Origin of the sequence: Variovorax sp. PAMC26660 (assembly GCF_014302995.1) — a bacterium.
Taxonomy (GTDB): Bacteria; Pseudomonadota; Gammaproteobacteria; order Burkholderiales; family Burkholderiaceae_C; genus Variovorax.
Genome location: NZ_CP060295.1, coordinates 2,034,919 through 2,054,625, shown reverse-complemented (window position 1 = coordinate 2,054,625; position 19,707 = coordinate 2,034,919). Strand labels below are relative to the sequence as shown.

Annotated in this window: 23 protein-coding genes; 19 read left to right on the top strand and 4 right to left on the bottom strand. The window is 66.3% G+C overall.

Translation table 11 applies throughout. The annotated features are described in order from the left end of the window. The first annotated feature begins 145 nt into the window (after positions 1 to 145). Positions 146 to 472 carry an ArsR/SmtB family transcription factor gene (locus H7F35_RS09935; RefSeq protein WP_187112716.1) on the top strand — a complete coding sequence of 109 codons (327 nt, stop codon included), beginning with the start codon at positions 146 to 148 and terminating at the stop codon, positions 470 to 472. A gap of 42 nt (positions 473 to 514) precedes the next feature. Here H7F35_RS09935 and H7F35_RS09930 read toward each other — a convergent pair whose 3' ends face one another. Beyond that, positions 515 to 928, bottom strand: coding sequence for a DsrE family protein (locus H7F35_RS09930; protein WP_187112715.1), 414 nt, complete (start codon positions 926 to 928; stop codon positions 515 to 517). Positions 929 to 1,078: 150 nt separating this feature from the next. Here H7F35_RS09930 and H7F35_RS09925 point away from each other — a divergent pair, with 150 nt between their 5' ends. The 11 genes from H7F35_RS09925 (at position 1,079) to H7F35_RS09875 (ending at position 11,041) form a co-directional block, all read left to right on the top strand. Next, positions 1,079 to 1,987 carry an MBL fold metallo-hydrolase gene (locus H7F35_RS09925; protein ID WP_261803586.1) on the top strand — a complete coding sequence of 303 codons (909 nt, stop codon included), beginning with the start codon at positions 1,079 to 1,081 and terminating at the stop codon, positions 1,985 to 1,987. Continuing rightward, entirely contained in the window at positions 1,984 to 2,457 is a 474-nt protein-coding gene (locus H7F35_RS09920; protein ID WP_261803585.1) for a hypothetical protein, read from the top strand. Before H7F35_RS09925 ends, H7F35_RS09920 begins: the two co-directional genes overlap by 4 nt. A 153-nt stretch (positions 2,458 to 2,610) precedes the next feature. After that, positions 2,611 to 2,922 (top strand): c-type cytochrome, encoded by a 312-nt coding sequence (locus H7F35_RS09915; RefSeq protein ID WP_410010785.1) that lies wholly within the window; start codon positions 2,611 to 2,613, stop codon positions 2,920 to 2,922. Positions 2,923 to 2,938: 16 nt separating this feature from the next. Next, entirely contained in the window at positions 2,939 to 4,294 is a 1,356-nt protein-coding gene (gene soxC / locus H7F35_RS09910; RefSeq protein WP_261803584.1) for a sulfite dehydrogenase, read from the top strand. Then, positions 4,278 to 5,351 carry a c-type cytochrome gene (locus H7F35_RS09905; protein ID WP_187112713.1) on the top strand — a complete coding sequence of 358 codons (1,074 nt, stop codon included), beginning with the start codon at positions 4,278 to 4,280 and terminating at the stop codon, positions 5,349 to 5,351. Before soxC ends, H7F35_RS09905 begins: the two co-directional genes overlap by 17 nt. Before the next feature lie 50 nt (positions 5,352 to 5,401). Then, a complete protein-coding gene (gene soxY, locus H7F35_RS09900) occupies positions 5,402 to 5,857 on the top strand; it encodes a thiosulfate oxidation carrier protein SoxY (protein WP_187112712.1) in 456 nt (151 codons plus the stop codon). Between the two features lie 71 nt (positions 5,858 to 5,928). Next, on the top strand, positions 5,929 to 6,228 hold the full coding sequence (gene soxZ, locus H7F35_RS09895; protein WP_187114216.1) for a thiosulfate oxidation carrier complex protein SoxZ: 300 nt from the start codon (positions 5,929 to 5,931) through the stop codon (positions 6,226 to 6,228). 21 nt (positions 6,229 to 6,249) lie between these two features. Then, positions 6,250 to 7,056, top strand: coding sequence for a sulfur oxidation c-type cytochrome SoxA (gene soxA, locus H7F35_RS09890; protein WP_187112711.1), 807 nt, complete (start codon positions 6,250 to 6,252; stop codon positions 7,054 to 7,056). 410 nt (positions 7,057 to 7,466) lie between these two features. Continuing rightward, positions 7,467 to 8,132, top strand: coding sequence for a sulfur oxidation c-type cytochrome SoxX (gene soxX / locus H7F35_RS09885; RefSeq protein WP_187112710.1), 666 nt, complete (start codon positions 7,467 to 7,469; stop codon positions 8,130 to 8,132). A gap of 19 nt (positions 8,133 to 8,151) precedes the next feature. Continuing rightward, positions 8,152 to 9,879: a thiosulfohydrolase SoxB gene (soxB, locus tag H7F35_RS09880; protein ID WP_187112709.1), complete on the top strand. Its 1,728-nt coding sequence runs from the start codon at positions 8,152 to 8,154 to the stop codon at positions 9,877 to 9,879. A 43-nt stretch (positions 9,880 to 9,922) separates the two neighbouring features. Further along, positions 9,923 to 11,041 carry a YeeE/YedE family protein gene (locus H7F35_RS09875; RefSeq protein ID WP_187112708.1) on the top strand — a complete coding sequence of 373 codons (1,119 nt, stop codon included), beginning with the start codon at positions 9,923 to 9,925 and terminating at the stop codon, positions 11,039 to 11,041. A gap of 9 nt (positions 11,042 to 11,050) precedes the next feature. On the opposite strand, the gene H7F35_RS09870 is transcribed toward H7F35_RS09875, so the two are convergent. Together H7F35_RS09870 and H7F35_RS09865 are read right to left on the bottom strand one after the other, a co-directional pair. Further along, positions 11,051 to 11,941 carry a LysR family transcriptional regulator gene (locus H7F35_RS09870; RefSeq protein WP_187112707.1) on the bottom strand — a complete coding sequence of 297 codons (891 nt, stop codon included), beginning with the start codon at positions 11,939 to 11,941 and terminating at the stop codon, positions 11,051 to 11,053. 39 nt (positions 11,942 to 11,980) lie between these two features. Further along, complete coding sequence (locus tag H7F35_RS09865; protein ID WP_261803583.1) at positions 11,981 to 12,688, bottom strand: cysteine hydrolase family protein; 708 nt, start codon at positions 12,686 to 12,688, stop codon at positions 11,981 to 11,983. 229 nt (positions 12,689 to 12,917) lie between these two features. Between H7F35_RS09865 and H7F35_RS34730 the strand changes: the two genes are divergently transcribed. From H7F35_RS34730 to H7F35_RS09835, 7 genes are read left to right on the top strand one after another with little or no spacing between them, the layout of a single operon-like run. Next, entirely contained in the window at positions 12,918 to 13,049 is a 132-nt protein-coding gene (locus tag H7F35_RS34730) for a hypothetical protein (RefSeq protein WP_261803582.1), read from the top strand. Next, positions 13,046 to 13,144 carry a K(+)-transporting ATPase subunit F gene (kdpF, locus tag H7F35_RS09860; protein WP_093243136.1) on the top strand — a complete coding sequence of 33 codons (99 nt, stop codon included), beginning with the start codon at positions 13,046 to 13,048 and terminating at the stop codon, positions 13,142 to 13,144. Before H7F35_RS34730 ends, kdpF begins: the two co-directional genes overlap by 4 nt. A gap of 1 nt (position 13,145) precedes the next feature. Beyond that, positions 13,146 to 14,945: a potassium-transporting ATPase subunit KdpA gene (gene kdpA, locus H7F35_RS09855; protein ID WP_187112706.1), complete on the top strand. Its 1,800-nt coding sequence runs from the start codon at positions 13,146 to 13,148 to the stop codon at positions 14,943 to 14,945. Positions 14,946 to 14,955: 10 nt separating this feature from the next. Continuing rightward, positions 14,956 to 17,055 (top strand): potassium-transporting ATPase subunit KdpB, encoded by a 2,100-nt coding sequence (kdpB, locus tag H7F35_RS09850; RefSeq protein ID WP_187112705.1) that lies wholly within the window; start codon positions 14,956 to 14,958, stop codon positions 17,053 to 17,055. Positions 17,056 to 17,068: 13 nt separating this feature from the next. Beyond that, entirely contained in the window at positions 17,069 to 17,671 is a 603-nt protein-coding gene (kdpC, locus tag H7F35_RS09845; protein WP_187112704.1) for a potassium-transporting ATPase subunit KdpC, read from the top strand. Between the two features lie 13 nt (positions 17,672 to 17,684). Then, entirely contained in the window at positions 17,685 to 18,044 is a 360-nt protein-coding gene (locus H7F35_RS09840; protein WP_187112703.1) for a hypothetical protein, read from the top strand. Beyond that, on the top strand, positions 18,034 to 18,171 hold the full coding sequence (locus H7F35_RS09835) for a hypothetical protein (protein WP_187112702.1): 138 nt from the start codon (positions 18,034 to 18,036) through the stop codon (positions 18,169 to 18,171). The genes H7F35_RS09840 and H7F35_RS09835 overlap by 11 nt, the downstream gene beginning before the upstream one ends. A gap of 51 nt (positions 18,172 to 18,222) precedes the next feature. Here H7F35_RS09835 and H7F35_RS09830 read toward each other — a convergent pair whose 3' ends face one another. Next, a complete protein-coding gene (locus H7F35_RS09830; RefSeq protein WP_187112701.1) occupies positions 18,223 to 19,620 on the bottom strand; it encodes an MFS transporter in 1,398 nt (465 codons plus the stop codon). Between the last annotated feature and the right edge of the window lie 87 nt (positions 19,621 to 19,707).

The following is a 19,707-nucleotide window of genomic DNA, read 5'->3' as shown; positions in this document are numbered from 1 at the left end:
GGGCGGGGGAATCCCGCTGACCTGAAGACGGCCGGGCCCATCGGCTTGTGACACGCGGCTGCCAAAAGACACCACGCGATGGCCGTGCATCGCCCGCGGCGCGGGCACCGATGTACATTGCGGCCTGCTCATGAACCTTTTCAGCATGGCCACCAAACCCCGCAAGAAGCCCACGGCCATCACCGAGGACGAAGTCTTCGACATTGCCGCGGACCTGTTCCGGGCCATGGCCGCGCCGATGCGGCTGAAGATCGTGAGCCAGTTGTGCAACGGCGAGAAGAACGTCAGCGAACTGCTGGCCGAGATCGACACCACGCAGCCCAACATGTCGCAGCACCTGAACACGCTCTACCAAGCGGGCGTGCTGGCGCGACGCCGCGAAGGCGTGAGCATCTACTACAGCATCGCGAACGAGACCGTGGTGGCGCTGTGCCGCAGCATCTGCGTGCAGATCGCCATCGAGCAGGAATAAGCGGCTCTCGCCGCCAGGCGCCTTGCCAGAAGCGCCGCAGCCTCAGGGCTTCAGGTAGACGTAGCCTTCCTTCGCCTGCAGCCGCGCGACCTCGGCCACGCCCGAGGGCACGACCTTGGTTTCCATCAGCAGCTTGCCCGCGTCGATGTTGCGCGTGGTCAGCGTGTTGTTGCACACCTTGAACTCCACGCCGCGCGCGGCCAGCGCACTCACCGGGCCGCTGAACTCGCGGCCCTTGCTGTCCTTCGCATCCGAAATGAGGAAGTCGATGCCGGGGCCGTGCGTGACGACCACGATCTTCACCTTCGGGTCCGCATTGAGGTGGTTGGTGATGTTGGCGAGCACCGCCGCGCTGGTCTCGATGCCGGTGTTGACGTGATAGACCACCTTGACTTCCTGCGCGCCGGCGAACGAAGCGACCATGGCGAGCAGGAAAGCGATGAATGCGTGTCTCATGGGGAAACCCTCTGGATGTTGTCGTTGCTCGCAAAATATCATCTTCTGCTTATATGTACAGCCGGGCAAGCCCGCAGACCCGGCAGGAGACAACACACGATGGTCCCGGTTTTTCTTCGATGCAGGCAGGTGGCGAAAGCGTTGCTGCTGATGGTCGCTTCGCTCGCCACCGCGAACGCGCTCGCCGTGCCGGACATCCAGCCCGTGAGCGTGGCGCCCGATGTCTACTACGTGCAGGGCATCTCGGCGCTGGGCTCCACGGAGAACCAGAACTTCATCTCCAACGCCGGCTTCGTCGTCACGCGCGACAGCGTGGTGACGATCGATGCGCTGGGTTCGCCCGCCGTGGCCGAGCGTGTGGTGGCAGAGATTCGCAAGATCACGCCCAAGCCGATCAGCCACGTGATCCTGACGCACTACCACGCGGACCACGTCTACGGCCTGCAGGTGTTCAAGGCGCTGGGCGCGCAGGTGATCGCGCACACGCTCGGCAAGGCGTACCTCAATTCCGACACGGCGCGCCTGCGGCTCGAAGCCTCGCGCAAGGACATCGCGCCGTGGATCGACGACAAGACGCAGCTCGTGCCCGCCGACGTATGGCTCGAAGGTCCGACCGAGATGACCATCGGCGGCACGCGCTTCGTCATCCAGCCAGCGGGCCCGGCCCACACGCCCGAAGACCTGGCCATCTACCTGCCGCAGCAGAAGGTGCTGTTCGCGGGCGACATCGTGTTTCGCAACCGCATACCGTATGTGGGCACGGCCGACAGCCGTCACTGGATCGCATCGCTCGATGCGTTGCTCGCACTCGACGCCCGCACCATCGTGCCGGGCCACGGGCCGGCTTCCGATGAGCCGAAGAAAGACCTGCAGCAGACGCGCGACTACCTCGTCTTTCTTCGCGCCGCGATGAAGAAGGCTGCGACCGACATGACGCCTTTCGACGAAGCCTATGCCGCAACCGACTGGTCGCGCTTCGAGTCGCTGCCGCTGTTCAAGGTGGCCAACCGCATGAACGCGTACAACACCTACCTGCTGATGGAGCAGGAGGCGCGATGAACAACAACGGCGACACCACGCGCCGTCAGCTCGTTGCGAGCCTCGCCGCGCTGTGCGTCGCGCCGATGGTGCGCGCGGCCGAAGCGCAATTGCCCGCACCGGCTTCGCTGGCCGAGTCGCTCGCGATGGCGCTTGCGAAGTCGCAGCCGCTGGTCGTCATGGTGAGCCTGCAAGGCTGCCCCTTCTGCAAGGTCGTGCGCGAAAACTATCTCGTGCCTGAACATGCCGCAGGCCTGCCGGTGGTACAGATCGACTTTCGCGACAGCCGCATCGTGCGCGACTTCGACGGCACACCACGCACGCACGATGCACTCATCAAGTCGTGGCATATCGGCGTTGCACCGACGGTGCTCTTCTTCGGACGCAACGGCCGCGAGGTTGCAGAGCGCTTGACCGGTGGCGCCTCCGATTTCTATGGCGCGTACCTCGAAGCGCGTCTGCAGCAGGCGCGCGCTGCCGTACGAATCTGACGTTATGCATGGCGAAACCGAGCGGGTTTCCCCCAGGCATGAAGGGCTTCCTTTGTGCGCGATCGCTCCTAAAATCAATACATAACGATTTGCTTATTTAACGATGAAACCGGCAGCTCCTGCACGCGTTTCGAGGAGACCGAATTGAAGTTGTTGCCATCGCTCGCTGTGGCGGTCACAGCCGCCGCATTGCTGCTCTCGACGCAGGCTCATGCCAGCAAGGAACTCGCCCAGAAGAACGCCTGCCTGGCCTGCCATGCGATCGACAAGAAGCTCGTGGGCCCGGCCTACATCGACGTGTCGAAGAAGTACGCCGGCCAGGCCGATGCACTGGCTGTACTCACCGCGAGCATCCAGAAGGGCAGCAGCGGCAAGTGGGGCGCGGTGCCGATGCCCGGCCAGCCTGCGCTGAGCGAGGCCGATGCCAAGGCGCTGGCCGCCTGGGTATTGGGCGGCGCCAAGTAACTCACGCAAGACGCCCATGGGCTCACGCATCCAGCAGCAACCCGGCCAGGTGCGCAAGGCGCCGGAAAACTTCGTCGATACCGAAGGCGTGCGCACGGTCTTCGCGCAGGCCCAGGGCGGGCGACGCGACTTCATTCGCAATGCCTTCGCTGCCGCAGTGGCAGGCACCGCAGCTTCGGCAGCGCTTGCGCAGAGCACGGCCGATGGCGACCCGGCCATTCTTCAACTGCCGGCGCACAGCACGGGGCTCGGCCAACCGGTGGTCACCGATGGCTACGGCAAGCCGTCGAAGTACGAAGCCAACGTGCAGCGCCGGCAGAGCCCGGGGCTCACGCCGACCGCGCAGGCGTCGGTGTCCTTTGCGCCGCTGCAGTCGCTGTTCGGCATCGTCACGCCGAGCGGCCTGCACTTCGAGCGGCACCATCAGGGCTGGTGGGACATCGATCCGTCGAAGCACCGCCTGATGATCAACGGCATGGTGAAGGCGCCGAAGGTCTTCACGCTCGACGAACTGATGCGCCTGCCTTCGGTCTCGCGCTTTCACTTCATCGAATGCGGCGCGAACACCGGCATGGAGTGGGGCAACGTCGCGGTGCCCACGGCCCAGTACACGCACGGCATGTTGTCGTGCAGCGAATTCACCGGCGTGCCGCTCATCACCTTGCTGGAGATGGCCGGTGCCGACCTGAAGGGCGAGCGCTTCGTGCTGGCTGAAGGCGCCGATGGCTCTTCGATGACGCGCACCATTCCCATGAGCCTCATCCGCTCGGGCGAGGTGCTGGTGGCCTACGGGCAGAACGGCGAAATGCTGCGGCCCGAGCAGGGCTACCCGCTGCGGCTGGTGGTGCCAGGCGTGCAGGGCGTGAGCTGGATCAAGTACCTGCGCCGCATCGAGCTGGGCGACCAGCCCTACGGCACCAAGGACGAGACGGTGCACTACGTCGACCTGATGCCTGACGGCCAGCATCGCCAGTACACCAGCATCCAGGAATGCAAAAGCGTCGTCACCACGCCCTCGGGCGGACAGATGCTGCTGGACAAGGGCTTCTACAACATCACCGGCCTTGCATGGTCGGGCCGCGGCAAGGTCAAGCGCGTGGACGTGAGCGTGGACGGCGGGCGCAACTGGCGCACCGCGCGGCTCGAATCGCCGGTGCTGTCCAAGTGCCTCACGCGCTTCAACATCGACTGGGTGTGGGACGGCTCGCCGACCATCATCCAGAGCCGCGCAATGGACGACACCGGCTACGTGCAGCCCAGCTATCGGCAACTGCGCGCGGTGCGCGGCACGCGCTCGATCTATCACAACAACGCGATCCAGTCGTGGCAGGTGCAGCAGAACGGGGAGGTGGCCAATGTCCAGCTCACCTGAGCGCGCCGCTTTGCGAGCATTGCTGGCGCTGGCCGCCTGCAGCGTGTGCATTGCCACATGGGCGCAACCGAAGACCACGGGCTACCCCGGCATCGGCCGCGATGCCACACCGAAGGAAGTGGCGGCGTGGGACATCGACGTGCGCCCCGACTTCAAGGGCCTGCCGCCCGGCTCGGGCTCGGTGACGCGCGGGCAGGACGTGTGGGAGAGCAAGTGCGCCTCGTGCCACGGCGTGTTCGGCGAATCGAACCAGGTGTTCAGCCCGATCGTCGGCGGCACCACGGCGGACGACATCAAGACCGGCCACGTCGCGCGTCTGAAAGACCCGGCCTTCCCGGGCCGCACGACGCTGATGAAGGCATCGAGCCTGTCGACGGTCTGGGACTACGTGTACCGCGCGATGCCGTGGAACCAGCCCAAGTCGCTGACACCGGACGACGTCTATGCCGTCACGGCCTACATACTGAATCTCGGCGGCATCGTGCCCGACGACTTCACGCTGTCCGACAAGAACATCCGCGAGGTGCAGGCCCGCATGCCCAACCGCAACGGCGCGACCACCGCGCATGCGATGTGGCCGGGCACCGAGCTCGGCCGTGCCGTCAAGCCCGACGTGACGGCGGTGGCCTGCATGCACGACTGCGTGCCCGCCGAGCAGAAGGTCGCCCAACTGCCGCCGCATGCGCGCGGCAGCCACGGTAACCTGGCCGACCAGAACCGGCTGGTCGGTGCGCAGCACGGCATCGAGACCGCGCCGCCCGCCGCCAAGACCGCCGCGCCGCAAGCCGCTGCAACATCGAAGGTGCCCACCGCGCTGCTGGAGAAGAACAGCTGCGTGGCCTGCCACGGCATGACGCAGAAGCTCGTCGGCCCCGCCTTCTCGGACATCGCGAAGAAGTACCCGGGCCAGACTGACCATCTGCTGCAGAAGATCAAGGCCGGTGGCTCCGGCGTTTGGGGCGCGATCCCGATGCCGCCACAGACCATTGCCGACGACGAGGCCAAGGCCATCGCGCGCTGGCTGGCCGAAAGCGCGGCGCCCGAGGGCAAGCCATGACTCACAGGCCGCTCGCACGGCCTACCATCGATTCGACAGGAGACAACCCCATGAAAAACCGCAGACAGATCCTCGCGCAGTCCGCCGCCCTCGCAGGCCTGGTGGCCACTGCCGGCTGGCTTCCCGCCACGGCACTCGCCTACTCGAAAGACGCTTTCGATGCGAAGAGCGTTGCCGATGCGTTGAAGGCCGTGGGTGCCGGAGCGCCCGTCGAAAGCAAGGACGTCACCATCACCGGCCCCGACATCGCCGAGAACGGCGCCGTGGTGCCACTGAGCGTGGCCACCACGCTGGGTGGCGTCAAGCAGTTGATGCTGCTGGTCGAGAAGAACCCGAACGCCGTGGTCGCGATCTTCAACACCTCCGAGTTCGTCGAGCCGAACTTCACCACGCGCGCCAAGCTGGGCCAGTCGTCGGACGTGTATGCCATCGCGATCATGAACGACGGAAAAGCCTTCTTCGCGAAGAAGGAAGTGAAGGTCACGCTCGGCGGCTGCGGCGGCTGAAGACGCAAGCACTTTCCGCGCAGCAGCGCCTCACGACAACAACAAGGAGACACACCATGGCAGCAGATCCCATGCGCATCCGTGCCCAGGCTTCGGGCGACAAGACAACCGTGCGCATTCTCATGGCGCACGAAATGGAAACCGGCCAGCGCAAGGACGCCGCCGGCAAGACCATCCCCGCGTGGTTCATCCAGGAGGTGACGGCCTCGCTGAACGGCAAGACCGTGCTCACGGCCGATTGGGGTCCGGCGGTGTCGAAGAACCCGTTCATGCAGTTCACGCTCAAGGGCGCGAAAGCCGGCGACAAGATTGCCGTGACCTGGAAAGACAACCGCGGCGAAACGCGCACCGACGAAGCCACCGTCAGCTAGCCCCGAAGAGGAGCCAGCCCCATGAAAACAACCACATGCCTGAGCCTGCTGGTGCTGGCAGGCTGCATCCCGCTGCACGCCGCGGCGCAACAAAAGACCACGGCCGAAGGCATTGCCGAATACCGTGCGCTGCTGCAGGACGGCAACCCCGCCGAGCTGTTCGAGGCCCGGGGCGAAGACCTCTGGAAACAGAAGCGCGGACCCAAGGCCGCGTCGATGGAGAAGTGCGACCTGGGCAAGGGGCCGGGCGTGGTCAAGGGCGCCTTTGCGGAACTGCCGCGCTACTTCTCCGACACCGGCCGTGTGCAGGACATGGAGTCGCGTTTGCTCACCTGCATGGAAACGCTGCAGGGCTTCGATGCGGCCGCCATCGCGAAGACGCCTTTCGGCACTGGCGAGCAGAAGAACATCGAAGGGTTGGTGGCGTGGATCTCGGCCGAGTCGAAGGGCATGCCGCTGAATCTGCCGCAATCGCATGCCAGCGAGCGACGCGCCTACGAAGTGGGCAAGCGCCTGTTCTTCATGCGCGCGGGGCCGCACGACTTTGCTTGTGCCACTTGCCATGGTGCCGATGGCAAGCGCATCCGCCTGCAGGACCTGCCGAACCTCACGAAGAACCCTGGCGCCGGTGAAGGCTTCGGCGCGTGGCCGGCCTACCGTGTGTCGTCTGGGGAGCTGTGGGGCATGCAGCGGCGGCTGAACGACTGCTTCCGCCAGCAGCGCTTTCCGTACCCGGGCTATGCGAGCGACGTGACCGTGGCGCTGGCCGTGTACATGGGCGTCAACGGCAAGGGTGGCAAGACCACTGCGCCGGCGATCAAGCGCTGAAATGGCGCCTTGCTTTTCTGTTCGTCGCGTTGTTGTGTTTGGCGTACGTTGTTCTGAGCGCTGCCGTTCAGGGCGTCGCTCACGCCGACACGGTGCTCTTTTTCGCGAATGTCCCCCGCTTCGCTCCTCCTTTATTTCGCGAAAAAGAGCCCCGTATCGGCGTGAGCGTTCAGAGCGGTCGTTGATCTCAGGATCACCAGCAGCGTGTCCAGGTGCGAATGGCATCGGGTGCTCCCCGCAGCGAAATAAAGGAGGAGGGGCGCGCAGCGCCCCGGGGGACATTCGCGGAGGGGAGCACCCGATGTCATTCGCACACGCCCTGAACAGCAGCGCCAAGAACAAGAGCACTAGATACCAACGGCCCCGGCAAAGCTCACGCGCACCGCGATGAGCCACTGAAGGAACAAGAAATGAAAGTCGATCACCTCTTTGGCATGGCCGCCGTGGCCTGCGCGCTCACCGTGTTCGGGTGCGCGTCTGTCGACAGCGCGGCCGACCTCGACAAGCTCACTGCCGAGGCACTGCAGCGCTCCTTCCGCGACCAGGGCATCGCCAAGGTCGACCGCCTCGTGCAAGACCCGGCCAACCTCGCCTGCAGCGAAGCCGATGCCAGCGGCAAGCCGCTCGACGAGAAGACCGCAAAGGACATCGAAGCCGCGAACTTGAAAACCGTGCGCTGGCCCGCCGATGGCAAGTTCATCGGCGACTGGCGCGAGGGCGAGAAGCTCGCGCAGAACGGGCGCGGCCTCACCTGGACCGACCCGGCCCCCACGGCCACAGCTTCGGTCAACGGCGGCAATTGCTACAACTGCCACCAGATGTCGAAGGAAGAAATCTCCTTCGGCACGCTCGGCCCCAGCCTCTACCACTACGGCAAGCTGCGCGGCGTGAGCGATCCGGCCAGCGCTGCCGCCAAGCCCATCGTCGAATACACCTGGGGCAAGCTGTGGAACGCGCGCGCCTACAACGCCTGCTCGAACATGCCGCGCGTCGGCCATTCCGGCATCCTCGACGAGAAGCAGATCCGCGACGTGATGGGCCTGCTGCTCGACCCCCAGTCTCCCGTCAACCGCTGAACGCCCGGCTTCTCTCTCCATGAATCTTTCCAAGCGCGAGTTCGTCCAGATGCTCGGGGCCGGCGCCGTTGCCGGCATCGGCCTGGGCCGCTACGGCAGTGCCGACGCGGCAGCCGGCCTCGACAGCATGTATGCGCTGCCGCGCTTCGGCAACGTGTCGATGCTGCACATGACCGATTGCCATGCGCAACTCAAGCCGCTGTACTTTCGCGAACCCGGCGTGAACATCGGCGTGGGCCACATGCGCGGCAAGGTGCCGCACCTGGTGGGCGAGCACCTGCTGAAGGCCGCGGGCGTGCCGCCCGGCACGCGCATGGCGCATGCGCTCACGTACCTCGACTTCGACAAGGCCGCGCAACGCTACGGCAAGGTCGGCGGCTTCGCGCACCTGGCCACGCTGGTCAAGCAACTCAAGGCCAGCCGGCCCGGCGCGCTGCTGCTCGACGGTGGCGATACATGGCAAGGCTCCGCCACCTCGCTGTGGACGCAGGCGCAGGACATGGTCGATGCCTGCAAGCTGCTCGGCGTCGACATCATGACGGGGCACTGGGAGTTCACTTACGGCATGGAGCGGGTGCAGCAGATCATCGAGAAAGACTTCGCCGGAAAAATCGAATTCGTCGCGCAGAACGTCAAGACCGCCGACTTTGGCGACCCGGTGTTCAAGCCCTACGTGATGCGCGAGATCAACGGCGTGCCCTGCGCCATCGTCGGCCAGGCCTTTCCGTACACGCCCATCGCCAACCCGCGCTACATGGTGGCCGACTGGACCTTCGGCATCCAGGACGACAACCTGCAGCGCGTGGTGAACGAGGCGCGCGGCAAGGGCGCGCAGGTGGTGGTGGTTCTCTCGCACAACGGCATGGACGTCGACCTCAAGATGGCCGGCCGCGTGACCGGCATCGACGCCATCCTCGGCGGCCACACGCACGACGGCACGCCGATGCCCACGCTGGTGAGCAATGCGGGCGGCAAGACCATCGTGGTCAATGGCGGCTCCAACGGCAAGTTTCTCGGCGTGATCGATTTCGACGTCAAGGGCAAGAAGGTCAGCGACTTCCGCTACCGGCTGCTGCCGGTGTTCTCCGACCTGATCCCGGCCGACAAGGAGATGGATGCGCTCATCACGCGCGTTCGCGCACCTTATGAAGCCAAGCTGTCCGAAACGCTCGCCCACACCGACGGCACGCTGTACCGGCGCGGCAACTTCAACGGCACCGGCGACCAGTTGCTGCTCGACGCGCTGATGGAGGTGCAGGACGCCCCCATCGCCTTCTCGCCCGGCTTCCGCTGGGGCACCTCGCTGCTGCCCGGCCAGCCCATCACGCGCGAATGGCTGATGGACATGACGGCCACCACCTACTCGTACGCCACCGTGACGCAGATGACTGGCGAAACGCTCAAGACCGTGCTCGAAGACGTCTGCGACAACCTCTTCAACCCCGACCCCTACTACCAGCAGGGCGGCGACATGGTGCGCGTGGGCGGGCTGCAGTACACCTGCGACCCGACCGCAGGCATGGGCCAGCGCATCCAGGACATGCGTCTGGGCGGCAAGCCCATCGACGCGAGCCGCAGCTACAAGGTCGCGGGCTGGGCGCCGGTGAGCGAAGAAGCGCGCACGGCCGGCAACAAGCCGGTGTGGGAAGTGGTCGAGCCGTGGCTGAAGTCGCGCAAGGTGATCTCCACGCGCCGGCTCGACGAACCCGTGCTGAAGAACATCGCACCGAATCCCGGCTTGAGCTGAATCGAGCTGGGGCGTGCGCAAGGCCGCTCCCTAGAATCGCGGCATGTCCATCGAGCAGGTTTCTCTTCTCACGTCGCTTGCACTCGTGGCCGCCTTCGTGCTGTCGGCGGTGTTCGGCGCCGTGGCGCGGTCCACGCGTTTCTGCACCATGGGCGCGATCAGCGACGTGGTGAACCTGGGCGACTGGACGCGCGTGAAGCAATGGGCGGCCGCCGGCGGCATCGCGCTGATCGGCTTCTCGGCACTGGTCTTTGCCGGGCTGGTCGATCCGAACCAGACGTTGTATGCCTCGAACCGCATCCTCTGGCTGGCGGCCCTGGTCGGCGGTTTGTTGTTCGGCGCGGGCATGGTGCTGTCCTCGGGCTGCGGCAACAAGACGCTGGTGCGCCTGGGGGGTGGCAGCCTGAAGGCGCTGGTGGTGCTGCTGGTGATGGGCGTGTCGGCCTTCGCCACGCTCAAGGGCATCACCGCCGTGCTGCGCGTGGCCACCGTGGACAAGGTGCATGTCGACATGGCGACCAATGCCTCGCTGCCCGACGTGCTGGCCGCGGCGCTGCAGGTGCATGGACCTTCGCTGCGCCTTCTCATCGGCCTGGTTGTCGGCGGTGCGTTGATCGCATGGGCCGCATGGGGCCGGCGCGACACGCGCGATGTGCGCAGCCTTGTCGGCGGATTGCTGATCGGCCTGCTGGTCGTGGTGGCGTGGTGGCTCAGCGGCCACTGGGCCGTGGTCGACGAGCATCCGCTGACGCTGGAGCATGTCTTTCTGGCCACCAACTCCGGCCGCGCCGAGGCGCTGAGCTTCGTCACGCCGGTGGCCTATGCGCTCGACTGGCTGCTGTTCTACAGCGACACCAACAAGCTGCTGACCCTGGGCATCGCGTCGGTGGCCGGCGTGGTGGTGGGCGCCGCGGTGCACGCGCTGTGGTCGCGCGAATTTAGGTGGGAAGGCTTCGCCGGCACCAATGATCTCGCGCACCACATGACGGGCGGCGTGCTGATGGGCATCGGTGGCGTCACGGCCATGGGCTGCACCATCGGGCAGGGGCTGAGCGCTTTTTCCACCTTGAGCATCGCCAGCCTGCCGGCCATCGCCGGCATCGTCGTCGGCGCGGTGGCGAGCCTGAAGTACCAGGCGTGGCAGCTTCAGCGGGAGCTTTGACGGGCCTCCCTATCGGTAGCAGGTCGCCACGAAATCGATGAAGGCGCGCACCGCAGGGGGAACATGCCGTGTCCGGGGATAGAGCGCTGTGTAGGTGCGCTGCCCGAGCGTGATGTCGGGCAGAACCCGCACGAGCGTGCCGGCCTGGAGGTCGGCACGGACCGTGTGCCAGGTCAGCGCTGCGATGCCCAGCCCGCATTTGGCGGCTGCGTACAGCGCCGTGACGGTGTCGCATGCGAAATGCGAATCCGGCCTGAGCGTTTGCTGCTGGCCGTCGTGCATGTGCAAGGTCCAATGCGCCGGATTCTCGGGCCCGTTGTGAACCAGGCACTGGTGCCGTGACAGGTCTTGCGGTGTCCGCGGCATGCCGTGGCCGACCAGATACCGAGGCGCCGCGACCAGCACCATGTCGGAGACCGCCAGCGTGCGCGCCATCATGGAGGTGTCCTCTAGTTCTGCACTGATGCGCAGGGCGACGTCGATGCCTTCGGCGACCAGCTTCGTGAAGCGGTCGGTGCAGACCACGTCCAGCCGGATGCCGGCATGGCGCGCCTGGAAGGCAGGCAGCCAGTCCGGCAGGTCCAGCGTGGCGATGGAAAGCGGCATGCTCACCCTCAGCGTTCCGGCTGGCGCCTTGCCGCCATCTGCCGCCGCATCCGCATGGGCCGCATCGAGCCGCGACAGGATGTCCGTGCAGGCCGCGTGGTAGCGCTCTCCCGCTTCGGTCAGCGTGATGCCGCGGGTGTCGCGCCGCACGAGCTGTGCGCCGAGCGACGCCTCCAGCGCCTGCAGCTGGCGGGAGAGGCTGGAGTGCGTCGTGTCCAGCGATTGCGCGGCGGCCGAAAGACTTTTTGCCTGCGCGATGCGCTGAAAGGCGCGCATCGCCTTCACTTGATCCATGCGCCGCCCTCCTGCGGATGCCTCAGATGACGCGCATTTTCATGCAACCGCCAAGGCCAGGATCTGCGCGGTCGTCAGCACGTCGCCGAAGGTGTCCTCGATCTCGGCCAGCGCCGCGCGATGCAGGCCGTCGTGCGACACCGTGTCGCCGTTCTCGCGGCGGATCGACCGGGTGGCCGTGGCGTCGGACGACACCACCACGTCGAAACCCTGCGCCGCGGCGTCGCGGGCCGCGCCGGCCACGCAGGCATGTGTCATGAGTCCGGTGATCACGAGCGTCCGGATATGGGCCGATTGCAGCTGTCGCGCAATGTCGGTGCTGGCGAAGACGCTGACGGTGCGCTTTTGCACGACCGTATCGCGTGCCCTGGGCTGCATGTCCGGGTGGAAGCTGACGGTGTTGCCGTCTTCAGCGAACACGGCGGCGCCCGCCGGTGCGAGGTGCTGAATCTGGAATACGGGAAATGCAAGTTGGTCCGCCCAGGCCAGGAGGCGCTTCGTCTGGGCCATGGCGCCCGATCCGTCGGCAATCGGCATGCGGCCGGTGAAGTATTCGTTCTGGAAATCGATCACCAGCAAGGCCGTGGTGTTGCCGGGCAACTGCCGCCGGGCCTGCGCGCCCGACATGGCGCGGATGGTGGGGGTCGGTGCGAAGGGCGATGCGGCAGCAGCAGCGGTGCCGACGATGCCGGCCGCGCAAGGCAAGGCCAGCGCGCCCATGAGCCCGCGGCGGGAGAGGTTGAACATGGTGGGTTCCTGAAGACTGGAGATTCGTCAAAAGCGACGCTGGAAAGTCTAGGAACGGCACCGGCCCGCGCACAGGGCGAAACGGCGACAAGTGTTGTGCGCGCCGCGCACAGCCCGGGCATCCAGCCCTCATTTTTACGGTTTCTTTACGCCTGCCTGCCGACTCTTTCCCCCGGTTTTACGCACGACTGCCGAGACTGAAGCCTGTCTTGTTTTGCAGGAGTGATGTATGGACATCGTCTGGATGGGCGCCTTGCTGGCGCTATGGGTCGTGGTGGCGGCCATGGTCGTCGGGCTGAACAGGCTCGAAGGATCGAACCCACCGAAAGCAACCGCCACTGGCGACGGAGAAGCATCGTGATCAGCCTCGAAGTTCTTTATGGCTTCGGCGCCCTGATCGCCGTGATCCTGTTCGCCTACCTCGTGTTCGCGCTGATCTGCGCAGAGGAATTCTGAAATGACCTCCTCCGCCTGGGGCCTGTTGGCCTTTTTCCTGGCCGCACTGCTGGTGCTGGCCTGGCCCATCGGCAAGTTCCTTGCCGCGCTGTGCAACGAGCGCGTGCCGCGCTGGATGCAGCGCGTCGAGTCGCCGCTCTACAAGATCGCCGGCACGAAGCCGGAGCAGTCGATGCACTGGCTGCGCTACGCGCTCGCACTGCTGGCCTTCAATGCCATCGGCGCCATCTTTCTTTACGCCCTGCAACGCGTGCAGGGCTGGCTGCCGCTCAATCCCGCGGGCATGACGGCCGTGTCGCCCGACTCGGCCTTCAACACCGCGGTGAGCTTCGTTTCCAACACCAACTGGCAGGGCTACGGCGGCGAGTCGACCATGAGCTATCTCACGCAGATGCTCGGCCTGACGGTGCAGAACTTCTTCTCCGCTGCCACCGGCATTGCGGTGGCCTTCGCACTGGTGCGCGGCTTCGCGCGCCGGGGTGATGGCAAGGGCCTGGTCGGCAACTTCTGGGCCGACGTCACGCGCATCACGCTGTGGGTGCTGGTGCCGATCTCGTTCGTGATCGCGCTGTGCTTCGTGGGGCAAGGCGTAATCCAGAACTTCGACGAGTACAAGACCGTGAACACGGTCGAGACCACCGCCTTCCAGCAGCCGAAGAATGGCGCCGACGGCCAGCCGCTGAAGGACGACAAGGGCCAGCCGGTGATGGAAGATGCCACCACCAAGACGCAGACGCTGGCCATGGGTCCGGTGGCTTCGCAAGAGGCCATCAAGATGCTCGGCACCAACGGTGGCGGCTTCTTCAATGCCAACTCGGCGCATCCGTACGAGAACCCGACAGCGCTGACCAACCTGCTGCAGATGCTCGCGATCTTCGTGATCCCGGCGGCGCTGTGCTTCGCCTTCGGCCGCGTGGTCGGTGACATGCGCCAGGGCTGGGCCGTGCTGGCCGCCATGACGATCATGTTCGTGATCGCGGTGGTGGTCATCACACCCGCCGAGCAGGCCGGCAATCCGCTGCTGACATCGCTGGGTGTCGACCAGATGTCGAGTGCGCTGCAGACCGGCGGCAACATGGAAGGCAAGGAGTTGCGCTTCGGCATCGACGCCACGTCGCTGTTTGCCGCGGTGACCACCGCCGCCTCGTGCGGTGCGGTCAACGCGATGCACGACTCGCTCACGCCCCTGGGCGGCATGGTGCCGATGGTGCTCATGCAACTGGGCGAAGTGGTGTTCGGCGGCGTCGGCAGCGGTCTCTACGGCATGCTGATCTTCGCGATGCTCGCGGTGTTCATCGCCGGCCTGATGATCGGCCGCACGCCCGAGTACCTCGGCAAGAAGATCGAGGTGCGCGAGATGAAGCTGATCTCCATCGCCATCCTGGTCACGCCGATCCTGGTGCTGGCGGGAACCGCCGTGGCGGTGGTCGCGGGCGCCGGCAAGGCCGGCATTGCGAACCCCGGCGCGCATGGTTTCTCGGAAATCCTCTACGCGCTGACCTCGGCGGCCAACAACAACGGCAGCGCCTTCGCAGGCCTGTCGGCCAACACGCCCTTCTACAACGGCCTGCTCGGGCTGGCCATGTGGCTCGGCCGCTTCGCGATGATCGTGCCGGTGCTGGCCATTGCCGGTGCGCTGGCCGCCAAGAAGCGCCTGCCCGTCACCAGCGGCACGCTGCCCACGCACGGCCCGCTGTTCGTCTCTTTGCTGATCGGCACCGTGCTGCTGGTCGGCTTGCTCAACTACGTGCCGGCGCTCGCCCTCGGGCCGATCGTCGAACACCTGGTGCTCTGGAAATAAGGAGCCCGCCATGACTGTCAACACCAAAACCTCTCTTTCGCTGTTCGATGCAGCGCTGGTCAAGCCCGCCCTGTGGGGCGCCTTCGCCAAGCTGAACCCGCGCACCCAGTGGCGCAACCCGGTGATGTTCATCGTCTACATCGGGAGCATCCTCACCACGCTGCTCTGGGTGCACGCGATGAGCTTCCCGGGCGACACCGGCATGAAGCCTGCCTTCGTGCTGGCCGTGACCATCTGGCTGTGGTTCACCGTGCTGTTCGCGAACTTTGCCGAAGCCCTGGCCGAAGGCCGCAGCAAGGCGCAGGCCGCGTCGCTGCGCGGCCTGCGCAAGGACACCTGGGCCAAGAAGCTGCAGGAGCCGCACCATGGCGCCTCGTGGTTGCCTGAACAGGCGCCGAACCTGCGCAAGGGCGACATCGTGCTGGTCGAGACCGGCGACGTGATCCCGCTCGACGGCGAAGTCATCGAAGGCGTGGCCTCGGTCGACGAAAGCGCCATCACCGGCGAATCGGCACCCGTGGTGCGCGAATCGGGCGGCGACTTCTCGGCCGTGACCGGCGGCACCCGCGTGCTGTCCGACTGGCTGGTGGTGCGCATCTCGGTGAACCCGGGCGAGTCTTTCCTCGACCGCATGATCGGCATGGTCGAAGCGGCCAAGCGCCAGAAGACGCCGAACGAGATCGCGCTGACCATCCTGCTGGTGGCGCTGACGCTGGTGTTCCTGATGGTCACCGTCACGCTGCTGCCGTTCTCGGTGTTCAGCGTGGAGGCTGCCGGCGCCGGCACCGTGGTGTCGCTCACCGCACTGGTGGCGTTGCTGGTGTGCCTGATCCCGACCACCATCGGCGGCCTGCTCTCGGCCGTCGGCGTGGCCGGCATGAGCCGCATGATGCAGGCCAACGTGATCGCCACCTCGGGCCGCGCGGTGGAAGCTGCCGGCGACGTCGATGTGCTGCTGCTCGACAAGACCGGCACCATCACGCACGGCAACCGCCAGGCCAGCGCCTTCCTGCCGGCGCCCGGCATCCCCAAGGCCCGGCTGGCACGCGCTGCCATGTTCGCTTCGCTGCCCGATGAAACGCCCGAAGGCCGCAGCATCGTCGAGCTGGCCCGCCGCGACGGCCTGGACACCACCGCGGTCGACGGTGCCCGCTTCGTGCCCTTCACCGCGCAGACCCGCATGAGCGGTGTCGACCTGCCGGCCGCGCCCAACAGCCTGGACACCAACGTCATCGTGCTGCGCAAGGGCGCGGTCGATGCGATCCGCCGGCATGTGGAATCGCTCGGCGGCTCGATGCCCGCAGAGATGCTGCGCGCCGCCGAAGAAACGGCACGCCGCGGCAGCACGCCGCTGGCCGTGGCCGAAGGTGAACGCGTGCTCGGTGTGGTCGAGCTGAAGGACATCGTCAAGACCGGCATCAAGGAGCGCTTTGCCGAGCTGCGCCGCATGGGCATCAAGACGGTGATGATCACCGGCGACAACAAGCTCACGGCAGCCGCGATCGCAGCTGAAGCCGGCGTCGACGACTTTCTGGCCGAAGCCACGCCCGAGGACAAGCTTGCGCTGATCCGAAAGTACCAGGCCGAAGGCCGCCTGGTCGCCATGACCGGTGACGGCACCAACGACGCCCCGGCGCTCGCGCAGGCCGACGTGGCGGTGGCCATGGGCAGCGGCACGCAGGCGGCGAAGGAGGCCGGCAACATGGTCGACCTCGACTCCAACCCGACCAAGCTGCTCGAAGTGGTGGAAACCGGCAAGGCGCTGCTGATGACGCGCGGCTCGCTCACCACCTTCTCGATTGCGAACGACGTGGCGAAGTACTTCGCGATCATTCCGGCGATCTTCGTGTCGACCTATCCGCAGCTCGGTGCACTCAACGTGATGCGGCTTGCGAGCCCGTCGTCGGCCATCCTGAGCGCGGTGATCTTCAACGCACTGGTCATCGTGTTCCTGATTCCGCTGGCGCTCAAGGGCGTGCGCTACCGGCCGGTGGGCGCCGCCGCGCTGCTGCGCCGCAACCTCGCCATCTACGGTCTGGGCGGCCTGCTCGTCCCTTTCATCGGTATCAAGTTGATCGACTGGCTGCTCGTGGCTGTCCATCTCGTCTGAGGAGTTCTTCATCATGAAAAACAACAACGGCAGTATCTTTCGCCCCGCACTCGTGCTCTTCGTATTGCTGAGCGCGATCACCGGCCTGATCTATCCGATGCTCGTCACCGGCGCCGCGAAAGCGGTGTTTCCCGCGCAGGCGGACGGCAGCCTGATCGTGCTCGACGGCACGACCGTGGGCTCCAGGCTCATCGGCCAGAACTTCAGCGACCCGAAGCACTTCTGGGGCCGCCCGTCGGCCACCTCGCCGCAGCCCTACAACGCCAGTTCCTCGGGCGGCTCGAACCAGGGTCCGCTGAACCCCGCGCTGACCGATGCGGTCAAGGGCCGCATCGAGGCCCTGCGCGCAGTCGATCCGGGCAACACCGCACCGGTGCCGGTCGACCTCGTCACGGCATCGGCCAGCGGGCTCGATCCGGACATCAGCCCCGCCGCTGCGCAGTACCAGGCGGCGCGCGTCGCCCGCGCGCGCGGCGTGCCGGTTGAACAGATCAACACGCTGATCGCGAAGAACACACAGCGCCCGCTGCTGGGCCTGCTGGGCGAATCACGCGTCAACGTGCTCGCATTGAATCTCGCGCTCGACGCAGTCCCTGCTTCGACGACAACGCGTTGAGGAGAAACAAACCATGGCCTATGCCGCTTACCGAGAACACCCTGGCGTCTTGCGCACCGCGCACGCCGCGATGAGCAAGACGACCCAGTTCTTCGTGCTCGACGTCACCGTCTGCTGTGCCGATGCCCTGCGCGTGCGCCGCAGCATCGCCGGCTGCCCCGACGCGGGTGTGGTGCGGTGCGAACCGCTGCTGCACGCCTGCAGCACGCAGGAAAGCGATGCGCCCTGCGTGCGCCTGATGATCCGCCTGCCGATCGCCAGCTACGCGGACGTGCTGCACCGGCTGATCGAATGCGTGCCTTCGGGCGAAATCGGCCGGCTCGTGAGCTGGCGCGAACACCTCGCGCGCTGCGGCCTGCGCCATGGTCACTGACCTGCTTCTTGCGCTGCTGGCCATGGCGGCGCTGTTCGTGCCGCTGGGCTTTGCGTGGTGGGTGCTGTCGCGCACGGCCCGGCGTCATCACCAGCGTTCGCGTGGCAAGGATGAATCGGCGCGCTGACGGGCGCTTCGTTTCCGTATGCGGGCCGATCTCCACCCCGAAGCCGCCGGGTCAGGCCGGGCGCATCCGCGCCATGTTCCACGCCAGCGCCGCGCAGCCCAGTTGGACTGCGGCGCCCGCGAACATCGCGATCTGCAGCCCATGGGCACCGCCGTGCACAACGGCGTAGAGCGCGCCCAGCACGGCGATACCGAGCGTGGCGCCCGCGATGCGCGCGACGTTGATCAACGCCGACGCAGTGCCCGAGCGCGCGGCATCGACCGCGCCGACCGCCACGCCCATCAGCGGGCCGGTGGCCAAGCCCATGCCGATGCCTGTCAACACCAGCCCCGCCTCGGTCAGCACGATCGATGCGAAGGGCGCGCCGATCCCGATCAGGATCAACCCGCAACCGATGACCGCCACGCCGCCGCAGGTCATGGTGCGCGCGCCGAGCCGCGTCGTCAGCTTGCCGCTGAACGGCGAGACCGCCACGAACACCAGGGCCATCGGAATCAGCGCAAGGCCGGCCTGCGTGGCGTCGAGCGCTCCGGTACTCAACCATGTGAGCGGCACCAGGAACAGCGTGCCGTACATGCCGAAGGTCATGCCGATGGTGGCGAGCATCGCGCTGCGGAAAGCATGAACGCCGAAGAGGTCGAGCGGCACCAGTGCCGCGGCGCCCTTGTTGCGCTCGATGCGAAGGAACAGCACGAAGGCCATCACTGCCATCACCAACACAACGGCAGCCAGAGCCGGCGCGTCGTGCGACTGGATGGCGGCGAAGGCCAGCCCGCCCAGCGCAAGCGCACCGAAGACCTGTGCCGGCATGTCGAGGCTGCGACCCTTGGGGTCCGACGATTCAGGAATCGAGGGCAGCGCCAGCAACAGCGCGGCCCCGCTCAGCGGAATCACCGCGAGAAAGATGCTGCGCCATCCGAAGTGATGAATCAGCACGCCGCCCAGCGGTGCGCCGATGGCCATGGCCAGCCCGTTGCATGCGGCCCAGATGCCCAGCGCCCGGCCGCGTTCGGCGGTGTCCTGCCACACCACCCGGATGATCGCGAGGGATGCAGGCATCAGCAGCGCCGCGCCCAGGCCCGCCAGCGCGCGGCCGGCAATCAGCATCCAGACGGACGTCGAGACCGCGCACAGCAGCGTGGCGCCGGTGAAGACCGCCGCGCCCGTCATGAAGATGCGGCGCCGGCCGTACAGGTCGGCCAGCAGGCCACCGGTGAGCAGCAGCACGGCATAGACCAGGTTGTAGCTGTCCACCACCCACTGCAGCGCGATGACGCTCGCGGAGAAATATTCACCGATGGGTCGCGTGCCGAGATTGACCACCGCCATGTCGACCTGCGCGACAAGAACCGCCAGGCACAGCGTGACCAGCGCGAGCCAGCGATGTTTGCCGTGGGTACTGGCGGGCAGCGAAAGCGCCGGACTGGCGGGAGAAGAGGTGCTGTTCATGGTGTGTCCGCTTTTCAGGCTTCAGACAGTTCATTCTGTGCCGCAGGGAATTCGACGCTTCGCCTGGGAGCGAAGCGTTCGATGCAC